At 40.1% G+C, this 11,529-nt stretch carries 14 protein-coding genes; all 14 read right to left on the reverse strand.

The window, feature by feature from the left end; genetic code table 11:
* Positions 1–10: 10 nt before the first annotated feature.
* Entirely contained in the window at positions 11–136 is a 126-nt protein-coding gene (locus HMPREF2697_RS10685) for a hypothetical protein (RefSeq protein WP_002884447.1), read from the reverse strand.
* Between the two features lie 374 nt (positions 137–510).
* Positions 511–2,616, reverse strand: a complete 2,106-nt coding sequence (locus HMPREF2697_RS06815; protein ID WP_070850081.1) for an AAA family ATPase — start codon at positions 2,614–2,616, stop codon at positions 511–513.
* Positions 2,617–3,343: 727 nt separating this feature from the next.
* Positions 3,344–3,598 (reverse strand): Txe/YoeB family addiction module toxin, encoded by a 255-nt coding sequence (locus HMPREF2697_RS06820; protein WP_070850083.1) that lies wholly within the window; start codon positions 3,596–3,598, stop codon positions 3,344–3,346.
* Positions 3,599–3,601: 3 nt separating this feature from the next.
* A complete protein-coding gene (locus HMPREF2697_RS06825) occupies positions 3,602–3,856 on the reverse strand; it encodes a type II toxin-antitoxin system Phd/YefM family antitoxin (RefSeq protein ID WP_013991075.1) in 255 nt (84 codons plus the stop codon).
* 141 nt (positions 3,857–3,997) lie between these two features.
* On the reverse strand, positions 3,998–5,089 hold the full coding sequence (locus HMPREF2697_RS06830; protein ID WP_070850085.1) for a nucleotidyltransferase: 1,092 nt from the start codon (positions 5,087–5,089) through the stop codon (positions 3,998–4,000).
* 6 nt (positions 5,090–5,095) lie between these two features.
* On the reverse strand, positions 5,096–5,836 hold the full coding sequence (locus HMPREF2697_RS06835) for a class I SAM-dependent DNA methyltransferase (RefSeq protein WP_045769064.1): 741 nt from the start codon (positions 5,834–5,836) through the stop codon (positions 5,096–5,098).
* 205 nt (positions 5,837–6,041) lie between these two features.
* Positions 6,042–6,395, reverse strand: a complete 354-nt coding sequence (gene rsfS / locus HMPREF2697_RS06840) for a ribosome silencing factor (protein WP_014632696.1) — start codon at positions 6,393–6,395, stop codon at positions 6,042–6,044.
* Between the two features lie 23 nt (positions 6,396–6,418).
* The gene (yqeK, locus tag HMPREF2697_RS06845) at positions 6,419–7,009 is read right to left on the reverse strand and encodes a bis(5'-nucleosyl)-tetraphosphatase (symmetrical) YqeK (RefSeq protein ID WP_045769063.1); all 591 of its coding nucleotides are present in this window, start codon (positions 7,007–7,009) and stop codon (positions 6,419–6,421) included.
* Positions 7,006–7,638 (reverse strand): nicotinate-nucleotide adenylyltransferase, encoded by a 633-nt coding sequence (locus HMPREF2697_RS06850; protein WP_002884372.1) that lies wholly within the window; start codon positions 7,636–7,638, stop codon positions 7,006–7,008. The genes yqeK and HMPREF2697_RS06850 overlap by 4 nt, the downstream gene beginning before the upstream one ends.
* A 107-nt stretch (positions 7,639–7,745) precedes the next feature.
* Positions 7,746–8,063: a ribosome assembly RNA-binding protein YhbY gene (gene yhbY, locus HMPREF2697_RS06855; protein ID WP_002884193.1), complete on the reverse strand. Its 318-nt coding sequence runs from the start codon at positions 8,061–8,063 to the stop codon at positions 7,746–7,748.
* Between the two features lie 235 nt (positions 8,064–8,298).
* On the reverse strand, positions 8,299–9,417 hold the full coding sequence (yqeH, locus tag HMPREF2697_RS06860) for a ribosome biogenesis GTPase YqeH (RefSeq protein WP_070850088.1): 1,119 nt from the start codon (positions 9,415–9,417) through the stop codon (positions 8,299–8,301).
* Entirely contained in the window at positions 9,417–9,944 is a 528-nt protein-coding gene (locus HMPREF2697_RS06865) for a YqeG family HAD IIIA-type phosphatase (RefSeq protein ID WP_070850090.1), read from the reverse strand. The genes yqeH and HMPREF2697_RS06865 overlap by 1 nt, the downstream gene beginning before the upstream one ends.
* A 137-nt stretch (positions 9,945–10,081) precedes the next feature.
* On the reverse strand, positions 10,082–10,999 hold the full coding sequence (locus HMPREF2697_RS06870; protein ID WP_070850092.1) for a DMT family transporter: 918 nt from the start codon (positions 10,997–10,999) through the stop codon (positions 10,082–10,084).
* Positions 11,000–11,075: 76 nt separating this feature from the next.
* Positions 11,076–11,459, reverse strand: a complete 384-nt coding sequence (locus tag HMPREF2697_RS06875; RefSeq protein ID WP_014632691.1) for a hypothetical protein — start codon at positions 11,457–11,459, stop codon at positions 11,076–11,078.
* Between the last annotated feature and the right edge of the window lie 70 nt (positions 11,460–11,529).

Consider the following 11,529-nt stretch of genomic DNA (forward strand, 5'->3'; position numbering starts at 1 on the left):
TCCTATTAACTCATTTCTTCAAAAACAACTGGATTAACAATCCTGCAATCACAATACCAGCTGCAATTAGGGGGTTCAACATTGCTATTCCTACAAGAAGTAGAATAGCCAAAATCCATAAAACTACTTTTAACATTATTTCTCCTTATCAAATAACAAAAGATTGTAATATTAAACCCAAGAAATCACTAACTAAAATTTAATTTTACACAAAAATTATATAGCGATATGAATGCGTTGTCAACGCTTTCTTGAAAATAGAATATATTTTTAACTATTTATCATATTATCATAATTTGAACAATTTTATCTCATTTTATATTTAAGAATAAATATAAAAGTCACAGCTATACACAAAGCAAGACTTTCCGCTGTGCTAAAAGTTATGGAATTCCGGTAGGAAGTCGCTTCCGTCCCTAGCACCCAAGGAAAGTCTAAAAAATTTATAAAAAAAAGCAGAGACGTCTAACATCTCTGCTTCATAAATAGGATTAGGAGGTTTTATGCGTTTTATTTAGCATCTTTTTCTTTGATAACCAAGACACCATCTTCCATATCAGCTTCTAGGTGTTTAGCATCAAGGTTATCCAAGTGGAAGTCTGTGACTTTGTCACGGATTTGTTGTTCAACCACACGACGGAGTGGACGAACACCCATGACTTCATCGTAGCCTTCTTCAGTCATGTATTCTTTAGCAGCTTCGCTAACTGCCAAGTCAATGTCTTTCTTAGAAAGAGTCTTGTTAACTTCAACCAACATAAGGTCTACAATCTTAGAAAGATCTTCTTTGCTCAAGTGTGAGAATTCGATAACAGCATTGAAACGGTTAAGGAATTCTGGACGGAAGTAAGGTTTCAAACGATCCATAAGTTCTGGTTTATCAGCATCTTCTGTCAAGTTAGCTTCATAGCCAAATCCTGCGTTTGAAGTTGCGATAATCACAGTATTCTTGAAGTTTACAGTGTTACCTTGACCATCAGTCAAACGACCATCATCCAAAACTTGGAGGAGAAGTGTGATAACTTGAGGGTCAGCCTTTTCAATTTCGTCGAGAAGGACGATTGAGTAAGGATTACGGCGAACACGTTCTGTCAAAGTATTACTATTGTCATCATAACCAACATAACCAGCTGTTGTACCAATCAATTTAGAAACGGCTGTGCGGTCGCTGTATTCTGACATGTCCAAACGGATGATAGCATCTTTAGTTCCGAACATATCAAGAGCCAATTGTTTAGCCAACTCAGTTTTACCAACACCAGTAGGTCCTACAAAGAGGAAGCTACCGATTGGACGGTTACCTTCGTCAAATCCTGCACGGTTACGACGGATGGCACGTGCCACTGCTTCAACGGCTTTATCTTGACCGATAACCTTAGTTTGCAAACGGTGACCCATATCTTTCAAACGTTCGATATCAGTTGCACCCATTTGTGACACTGGAATACCAGTCATACGTTCTACAGATTCAGCCACATCGTTGACAGTTGCAGTGACTTTAAGGTCTTCTGTATGGTTAGCAATTTTCTTTTCAAGTTCTTCAATACGAACCTTAGCGTTTAAAGCTGCTTCGTAGTCTTCTTTGGCAGCTGCAGCTTCTTGTTTAGCTTTTTCTTCTTCGATTTCATGTTCAACAGCATTCACATCAGTCACTGGGTGTTGAGCAGCCAAGTGAGCAGCTGTTACATCGACAAGGTCGATAGCCTTATCTGGCAAGCTACGTTGTGGAATGTATTGGACAGAGAAATCTACTGCTGCTTTCAAGACATCATCTGGCAAGATAACATTATGGTGTTTTTCATAAAGATCACGGATACCTTGGAGAATCTTGAAGGTATCTTCAGCAGAAGGAGCATTAACCTTAACTTCGTTGAAACGACGCGCAAGAGCAGCGTTCTTCAAGATAGTGTTACGGTATTCATCCTGAGTTGTTGCACCAATCACTGTCAATTCACCACGTGAAAGAGCAGGTTTCAAGATATCAGCAAGACCTTTAGAGCCTTGGCCATCGCCAGTGCTTCCGGCACCAAGAATTTGGTGGATTTCATCGAAGAAGAGGATAATATTTCCAGCTTCTTTGACTTCATTTACCAAGTTTTGAATGTTTTCTTCAAAGCTACCACGGTATTGCGTACCAGCTTCAAGTCCAGAAATATCGATTGAGATGATTTCTTTGTTCTTGATAGCAGCTGGGACATCACCATTAACGATAGCTTGAGCCAAACCTTCAACTACGGCTGTTTTACCAACCCCAGCGTCCCCGACAAGGACTGGGTTATTCTTAGTACGACGAGCCAAGATTTCGCAAGCTTCTTGGATTTCTTTGTTACGTCCAATAACAGGATCCAATTTACCTTCGCGAGCTTCTTCAGTCAAGTTACGACCAAGTTTAGCAAGGATACCATCTTGTTTAGGTCCTTTACCTTGTTGTTGAGTTGGATTCACTGCTTCACCTTCATTACCAGGTAATTGACCTGTTTGACGGTAGATAGCAAATTCTTCAGGTGTCACTTCACGACCGTTAATCATGTAGCGACGGTTTTCTGAACGGTAACCACCCATGTTACCCATCAATTGATTGAAAAGATCATCCATATTGTTAAAGTTGTTGTTCATATAATTACCTCGTTTTGTGTTTTCTTGTGAAATTTTTTAAGTGTTATTTTTATGTTAATGTGTAAGTTTTGACTTTTACTGACCAAAACCCTAAAAAATTTTAGTAGCTTCAACTACTCTTCTAATAATTTCAGGTTTTGCTCTTGGTAGGAGACTGAGAACTTTCTCAGTCTTAAATAAATTGTCATTTAGCATAAGAGCCACCTTCTTTCTGTGAATCTCTCAATATAGCTAACTTCCAAGCCTCTTTCAAAACTATGAAGAGTTTCGACGAAAGAAACTTGTACATTAAGGAATCCTTTTTCCTTATAGTTTTATCATATACCTTTCATTTGATCAGGTCAAGAATTTAGTTTTGACTTTTACTGACCTTTCAGATGAAAATTTTTGCAGACTAGCTGCAATACTTTTTTATTGGTACATGGGCTATTTACATAACCTTAATAAGGATTTCATTTCCTTATGTTTCTATTGTACAATATTGGTCAGGATTGGTCAATAGTTTTTTTTGACTTTTTTTTGACCTTTTTCATAAATTTTTTTGCAGCCAAACCACAATAACTTTATTCACAAGTATTTAGGCTAGCACTGCAAGACTTATAAGGAAGATAAACCCTTATGTAACTATCATACACTATTGGTCAGTAAAGGTCAATAGTTTTGTCTGATTTTTTTGACCTTTTTGAGAATATTTTCCGAAAAGTAAAAAAGCCTACCAAGGGTAGACCTAATAATAATCTTTAAAAGATAGAAAAGCGACGCTCTTACCATCAATCATATAAATCAAACGATTTTCAGCATCAATTCGTCGAGACCAAGCTCCTTGAAAGTCATACTTTAAGGGTTCTGGCTTACCAATACCTGAAAAAGGATTCCGCTGAATATCTTTAATCAGCTTATTGATTCGCTTGAGGGTCCTCCTATCCTGATTTTGCCAATAACAATAATCTGTCCATGCATCTTCAGTAAAAGTGAGTAACATTTTCTACTCCTTTATTGCATGTTCTTGAGTCTCTCCAGCACGTACCTGAGCCATTCCTCTTAAAACCTTGTCTGATAGTTCTTTATTTTGAACAATACGCAATGTTTCTTGAATGCTATCCCATTCACTCTTTGAGACCACTACAATATCTTCATCAGGATTTTTATTGACTACAGCTAGAGGTTCAAATTCATCATTAACCTTCTTCATATAATCCTTTAAATGATTTCGAAATGTTGAATAGACGACTGCTTCCATTAGCATACCTCATTTTCCTCTTTTCTTTTATTATATACCAAAAGAATAAACTTGTCAGGAACTTGTACAATTTTATCCTTTCTATTACATTTATTCGAAAAAGAAGCAAAAAAGCCTACCAAGGGTAGACCTTCTATAAAACTATTTTACTCTAATTGGTATGCGTCCGAAGTTTTGTTCGGAAAGCTCGGGATTACCTAACTGATAAACATTATCCGCTTGTTGTGTAAGCATATCCCAAGGCTCCCTTCCAATCCGAGCCACTATATCCACAGACTTTTTCACAGATTTGAGATGAGCCTGCCCTTTTTGAGAAAATCCAAGCACATGAATAGATTCAGGTAAAGGATTTTCCACAGCTCCAACTAGGATATAGGTCAAAATACGACGTACCCGTGCTTTTGTATAGCGTTTGGTCGCCACCTTATCCACTAGTTCCTCCACAGAAGAAACCTCACGGATAGCAGCTTTTAAACGACTGGCAATCTCTTCATTTACCTGGAAAACACTGGTCAAATCAGGATTTGTAAGAATCTGATAAACCAACAATTGGAAATAATTATCCCAAGTGACCTGTGGAGAAGTTTGAAAAAGTTTGCTATTGGGCATGAACTTATCCACAAAATCACTATCTTGCTTGTGGAGACGTAGACTGGTCGCTGAGGCGAAAGATACTTCCTTGTCTGAGGAATGATAGCCAGCCCCCTGTCTCTGGATAGGAGTCAACTTAATGCCCTTACCAGCACAAGCTTTGGCATAGGCTAATCCTAGAATATGGTTGGGGGTATTGCCAGTAAAGTCCACACTAGCAAACTTTTCCCACATTTTTTGCGTCTTCTGTGGATAAGACAAATCACTAGGCAAACTTTCCACAAAGGCTTCCATTTCCTCGGATTTTTCAGCATAAACATCTGCTATCGCCTGGTAGTCTAGGACTTCTTCCGTGCCAAAAGTAAGGCTATCAATTCCCAGTCGGGACAAGATATCGACGGCTCCAGCCGCAAAATAATCGGCAGACTGAACTGCCGTCAAGAAAGGCAACTCAACCACGAGGTCAACCCCATTTTCCAAAGCCATCTGAGCTCTAGTCCACTTATCCACAATAGCTGGCTCGCCTCGCTGAACAAAGTTCCCAGACATAGCAACGATTTTTACGCCTTCGGCATGATCTAGGAGATACTTGTGGCCGTTATGAAAAGGATTGAACTCAGCAATAATACCTGTAACTCTCATAGGTTCTTACTTTTGCGCCACAAAGAACCAACGTGCACTAGTTTCAGTCGGTTCCTTATCCTCGAAATCAGCGTAAAGTTTGAAAGATTTGAAGCCAGCTTGCTCCAACAAGATATCATAAGTCAAGACCTCATAGGTACGCTCCTCATGGACCTCATCATGTCGGCTAAAGCTTCCATCTTCCTCTTGGACAAAGAAGGTCAATTCATGAACAATAGAATGTGGTGCCACATCCTCATAGGTATCCCAAAGCATAGCAAAGTCTTCTGCATTTTCATGGTAGGAATAGCCCGGGAAAACCTCATCCGTCTGATAGGTTGAGTGCACATCAAAGATAAAGACGCCATCTTCATTAAGGGCATTGTAAACCTCCTTGAAGACGTCCCCAACCTCAACTTCATCTTGCATATAGCAGATTGAATCTGAATAGCAGGTCACAAAGTCATACTTGCCCGCTTGCGATAAATCCAACATGTTGCCTTCAATAAAGTCAATTTTCTGTTTGGCAGAAGACGCTCGCTTCTCCGCAATCTTCAACATATCAGCACTCAAATCGAGTCCAGTTACATCGAAACCAGCTTGAGAAAAGCGCACAGATTGAATCCCAGTTCCACAAGCCAATTCAAGCAATTTCTTTTTATCCTTAGTCTTTGGCAAATGACGAAGCGAAAAATCCGTCCACAAATCGTAAAGACTATCATCCATAACAGCGTCGTAAACCGCCGCAAAAGTTTCATAAGTAGCCATAAATCAAGATACAAAGAGCGTCAAAAGCACAGAGAAAATAGGAAACTTTCTGCCGTATCGCCGGATACAAGGAAAGTTTATCTTTTTCTCACTGCTTTTAGCTCGTGTTCAGTTAACAAACCAACTAAACACAAGGCTCTATCCTTCCTATTAAATCTTTAGTTTAAGCAACAAAACCCAGTTGTCGCCAACTGAGTTCATTTTCTTATGCCAAATAAGCTGACACATCCACCATTGGTGCTTCATGCCAGAGTTTTTCAAGGTTATAGTGAGCACGTTCATCTTCTGTAAAGATGTGAACAACGACGTCGTTAAGATCCAAAAGAATCCAACCACCCTTGTTGTCACCTTCCATGTGACTAGCGTCAAGGCCAGCTTCTTTCACTTTCTCACGGATGTTATCAGCAATAGCTTCCAACTGACGGCTATTCATGGCACTCAAAATAACAAAGTAATCTGTTAGGCTTGTAAGGCCATACAAATCAAGGGCAACAATGTCTTCAGCTCGCTTTTCATCAGCAGCTTTGACAACCAATTCAAGTAATTCTTCTTTAGTCAATGATATTCTCCAGTAATTTGTTATTAATCTTTTAAGTAATGCACAAAAGCATTATAGGTTTCCAAGGTTTGCGGGAAAATCGGCAAGGCCTGATGAGCCAAGTGTTCCACGGTATGAACTGTCTCAAAAGCAACGGCCTTATCCAAGGATTGCTCTGCTACTTGTCTAGCTTCCTCTACCAAAGGGAAATTACGGTTATGCTCAATATAATCAGCCACATAGACAATCTTATCTAGGGTTGACATTTCATGGCTTCCAACGGTATGGATTTCAATACTGCGTAGAATCTCGGGATCAGTCAAGCCCAAATCTTCTTGGATTTTGTAAATCCCAACCATGCCATGCCAAACATTATTCCCCCATTGTTTCAATGCAGGATCAAGCTCATACTTATCGATAAGCTCCAAGAATTCCTGATCTGGAAGTTCCTTGGCATAATCATGAAGCAAACCAGCCAAGCCAGCTTTCTCAGTATCATATCCGTACTTTTCAGCAAGAGCAATAGCAGCTCGCTCAACACCCAGAACATGATTGAAGCGTTTAGGGCTCATGACCGCTCGAACTTTTTCAAGGAGTTCTTCACGAGAATAGTCTAGGTATTTTTCATAGGTCATTTATAGAGCCCCGCTTTCTTGATGTAGGCAAGTACAGACTGTGGCACCATAAAGTTAGGTGTGCGATCCTTCTTAATGTAAGCTCTGACTGCACTTGAACTAATATCCATAAGGGGCACATCCACCCAAATAACTGGGTAAGACGTTCCAGCCTTATACTTAGGACGCTGAACACCAACAAATTGTACCATCTCGATAAGTTCATCAATACGATGCCACTTAGGTAGGTATTCGACCATATCCGCTCCAATAATAAAGTAATAATCCGTATCAGGATTGGCTTCCGTCAAGAGCTTCATGGTGTCATAAGTATAGCTGATTCCCTTACGTTCCAACTCAATGGTTTCGATGTCCAATCCTTCGATACCGTTAATAGCCAACATAAGCATATTAAGGCGGTGTTTTTCATCAATGGTCTCTTTTTTATCGACATGAGGTGGCTCATATTCAGGCATGAGAAGAACTTCATCGAGACCTAACTGCTGACGCACCTGATCAGCAACAACCAAGTGGGCATTATGAACAGGATTGAAGTTTCCACCTAATATTCCCACTTGCTTACGGCCTGTATCTTTGATTTCTTCCTCTAGTTGAACCTTTGTAAATGGGGTTACGAGATCTAGTGCCATGTACGCCTCCTCTTTCTCAAGCATTATACAACTGACTTAAGGCTAGCTTTAATGCTTCAAAAGTGTTCCTATACCTTAGTTTTTCCTTCACCAAGCAAAGTCGGCAACTATTTTTGGATAGCTTTGACCTTTGGTGACAACTTACGATTTTCTTTTTTAGCTGATTCTTTATAGAGAATCAAGATACGTCCAATCTTAAGGACTGTATCACAGCCAATTTCTTCTTCCAAAATTTCGGCAACTTCATGGATATCTTCCATGGTATTTTGGAGTAGTGTTACTTTGATCAATTCACGAGCATCAAGGGCGTTACGAACGCTAGTTTTGATGTGGTCGTTAAGACCGTTTTTCCCGATTTGTACAATAGGTTTGAGAGTGTGTGCTTCCGATTTGAGGAAGGCACGTTGTTTTGATGTTAATGACATGTTTATTCCTTTTAATTTTTTTGCTGTTTTTCTAGGGTGATACGGACACAAGCAAACCTTCGATTTCATAGCTAATTTTTGAGCCTAGGGTCTCAAAAATTCCGAATCTAAGTCACATTTTATGTTGCTTGGACTATCACGGCGAAAAACACATCGTTTGCTTATGATGAAAATCTAGGCAAACTTCATGTTCATTGAAAAGACTCTTTTTATACTTTTAACTACTTTATTAAGTTTAAATAATCGCTTTTCGTACGACGACGCCAACACCTTCTGGTGCCCAGGCAGCAACGATGGTTGGTTGGTCTGCTTTTCCTTGGACACGAATCCAGCCTAATCCTGAGAAGACAATGTCTGTCTTATCTTTGACAGTGAACTCGTGGCGGACAAGTTTTGGAAAATCGCCAATATCCTTTGGTCCAGGAGGCATGAGGAGACTTCCAACATGCTTGTCATAAAAGGCATCTGCGCCTTCAAGTTTGGTACGATGAAGCTTCAAGTTATTATCAAAGAAGGCTGTAAAACCTTGTTTATTCCCATCAATGAAGTCAAAACGTCCTAGTCCACCTAGAAATAGGGTTTGGCCTGCATTTAACTGGTAAGTTTTTGGCTTAATTTCCTTCTTAGGACTAACGTACTTGAGATCCTTCGCTGACAGATAGTGTGCCATCTGGTGGCGGTGGATGATTCCTGGTGTATCAAAAATGTAAGTACCATCATCCAAAGGAATTTCAATCTTATCAAGGGTCGTTCCTGGGAAACGAGATGTCGTGATAATATCTTTATCACCTGTAATTTCCTTGATAATCGCATTGATTAAGGTTGATTTACCAACATTCGTCACACCGACAACATAAACATCACGACCCTTACGAAGTTTTTCAATACGCTGAATCAACTCCTTAATGGCGTGATGATTTTGGGCAGACGTCAACATGACATCCACGGGACGCATGCCTTCTTCATGGGCACGTTCTGTCAACCATTGGGTTACCTTACCATCTTTAACGGATTTAGGTAGGATATCCTTTTTATTTCCGACCAAGAGCACATCATTACCAGAAACAAAGCGTGACAAGCCTGGAATGATTGATCCATTAAAATCGAAAATATCAACGACATTGACAACGAGGGAGTCACTGTCACCAACTTCATGAAGCAATTTTAAAAATTCATCATCTGTGATGTGGACATCCACAATTTCATTGTAATGACGAAGGCGGAAACAACGTTGACAGTACAATTCACCTGTTTCTTCAGCTTTTTTTATAGAGCTAGCGGGTGTGTAACCAGCCTTTTCTTTATCTTCTGTTTGAATTTGGGCTCCACAGCCAATACAAAATAATTCTTCCATTAAATTCCTTTGTTAAAGGTCATTGGACCATATGCTTTTTCAATCTTTTTCCACATGCGACGCTCACGCCAACGATTAAACTTGGTTACCCAAGCATCTGATTGCACCAAGGGCTTAACCAAAATCGAGCGAATACCAGCTCGGTGGCTAGCTCTGATGTCAGTCATGAGCTGATCTCCAACCATAACAACCTCGTCACGGTTAAAGTGGTAACGCTCAATCGCTTCATTAATCCCTTTCGTAAAAGGTTTCATGGCACGACTCACGAAATCCACATGAAAATTGGCAACCGCACGTTCCACACGTTCATGTTTGTTGTTAGAGACCACAACCACCGGAATGTCAGCCTCTGTCATCTCATCTAACCAAGCACGTAGCTTAGGAGTCCCATCAGGGTTGTTCCAAGCAATCAAGGTATTATCCAAATCGACCAAGACAGCACGAATACCGTGTTCACGTAGCTGGTCAGGTTTCAAATCATAAACAGCCTCCACCATAAAATGGGGCCTGTAATCGTCTATACTCATTTTCTCTCCAAAATGTTAGTTTACCTCTTATTTTACCATATTTTTAAGGTTTATGTGTGGGACTTAAGTCCTATTTTTTAAGAACATCTTTGACACGACGGTATGGAAAAAGAGCCACAATCACTTGAGCTCTATCTTTATCTTTGAATTTTCTCTTGTTTTTTAAGGGCTACTAAATCCTTAAGCGAAATGAGGATAACGGCAAGAACAATTAAAATCATTCCAAGCACATCAATGGCAAAGAAGTGGTCACCCATGATTAAGACCGTTAAAATGACCGATGCCACTGGTTCTACCGATGCCAGAAGACTTCCTTTTACAGCACCAACCATGGTCGTTCCCTTAAGGAAAACTGTATAAGCAAAAACTGTCCCGATGAAGACCAACCCAAAGAGTGCTAAAAGATTGCCACCAGTCAAGGGTAACTCATACTTCCAGGCTTGGATAGCAATTGGAAAAATCAGACCACCGAGTAACATTCCTAGACCGATGACAATCAGACTGCCCCACTTTTCAATAGCCTTAGCAGGCAGTAGGATATAGAGTGCATAGGTGACCGCCGAAAAGAGGCCCCAGAACAAACCAATAGGTGTGATGGCTAGCTCTGTCACCTGACCATGCGTTGCGATGATAAAAGTTCCCGCAATAGCCATGACAATCGCCACTAACTCTGAGACCGTTGGAAATCTGCGGTTCTTAGCACACACAAAAGCCAGAATAAGGACTGGCGTGACATACTGTAAGACTGTCGCTGTTCCAGCGTTGGTGTACTGAATAGCACTGAGATAGGCATACTGATTCAAGACCAGACCAAAGAGAGCAAATAAGGCGATACTTACTAAGGTTTTCCTATCTTTAATGGCTTGTACTAATTTGTCTCGCTGGCTAAAAAAGACCGAGGCCGTTAGTAAAGTACCAGCCAGAATCAAACGTAAACTCGTCAAAAGATTGACATTAACCCCATGAGCCATCAGGTATTGACCAGAAACCCCTGAAATTCCCCAGGCAATCCCAGCAGTTATGACCATCAGACTACCTTTAAGTTGTTTAGACATGTGTTTTCCTCGATTATGATAATGCCTATTTATTATAACATAGGGAATTGTATGTCAGACGATTACTTCAGAAAAATTAAACTGTTTTTCTTGAGGAATGCTCTATCCACCAACCGACAATCCAGCCAAGAACTAAAAGATAATTCTCAAAAGCTCCAACAGCATTAACAGAGTGATGGTATTGAAGATAGCTAAGGAAATGATTGGTTCCAATACCTAGGCCTCCCAGAATCAAAGCAATCAGAACTGCTCTCAAATAAAACCAATCGTACTTGAGGTTAACGGCAAGGAGGATGACCAAAACCGCCACATTCCAAATACCAATCTCCCTCTGCCATCCAACTGAAATACCATACCCCGAATGACTTCCCATATAGGTTGGGAAAAATAGCTGAAAAATAATAGCACCAGTCATGGCGATGATGACTAGGATAAATAAGACTCTTAAGAATTTGTTCATTGGTTTGCTCCTGAAATCTTCTATAAAAATATTCCCAACTAGTCTAACACAAATATTGCAAATAAAAAAC

Source organism: Streptococcus sp. HMSC064D12 (genome assembly GCF_001837205.1).
Taxonomy (GTDB): domain Bacteria; phylum Bacillota; class Bacilli; order Lactobacillales; family Streptococcaceae; genus Streptococcus; species Streptococcus salivarius_D.

Bases quoted from the DNA above. Each gene is read 5' to 3' on its own strand.
- HMPREF2697_RS10685 (WP_002884447.1), bottom strand. From the start codon at position 136: ATGTTAAAAGTAGTTTTATGGATTTTGGCTATTCTACTTCTTGTAGGA.
- HMPREF2697_RS06815 (WP_070850081.1), bottom strand. From the start codon at position 2,616: ATGAACAACAACTTTAACAATATGGATGATCTTTTCAATCAATTGATG.
- HMPREF2697_RS06820 (WP_070850083.1), bottom strand. From the start codon at position 3,598: ATGTTACTCACTTTTACTGAAGATGCATGGACAGATTATTGTTATTGG.
- HMPREF2697_RS06825 (WP_013991075.1), bottom strand. From the start codon at position 3,856: ATGGAAGCAGTCGTCTATTCAACATTTCGAAATCATTTAAAGGATTAT.
- HMPREF2697_RS06830 (WP_070850085.1), bottom strand. From the start codon at position 5,089: ATGAGAGTTACAGGTATTATTGCTGAGTTCAATCCTTTTCATAACGGC.
- HMPREF2697_RS06835 (WP_045769064.1), bottom strand. From the start codon at position 5,836: ATGGCTACTTATGAAACTTTTGCGGCGGTTTACGACGCTGTTATGGAT.
- yqeK (WP_045769063.1), bottom strand. From the start codon at position 7,009: ATGACCTATGAAAAATACCTAGACTATTCTCGTGAAGAACTCCTTGAA.
- HMPREF2697_RS06850 (WP_002884372.1), bottom strand. From the start codon at position 7,638: ATGGCACTAGATCTCGTAACCCCATTTACAAAGGTTCAACTAGAGGAA.
- yhbY (WP_002884193.1), bottom strand. From the start codon at position 8,063: ATGTCATTAACATCAAAACAACGTGCCTTCCTCAAATCGGAAGCACAC.
- yqeH (WP_070850088.1), bottom strand. From the start codon at position 9,417: ATGGAAGAATTATTTTGTATTGGCTGTGGAGCCCAAATTCAAACAGAA.
- HMPREF2697_RS06865 (WP_070850090.1), bottom strand. From the start codon at position 9,944: ATGAGTATAGACGATTACAGGCCCCATTTTATGGTGGAGGCTGTTTAT.
- HMPREF2697_RS06870 (WP_070850092.1), bottom strand. From the start codon at position 10,999: ATGTCTAAACAACTTAAAGGTAGTCTGATGGTCATAACTGCTGGGATT.
- HMPREF2697_RS06875 (WP_014632691.1), bottom strand. From the start codon at position 11,459: ATGAACAAATTCTTAAGAGTCTTATTTATCCTAGTCATCATCGCCATG.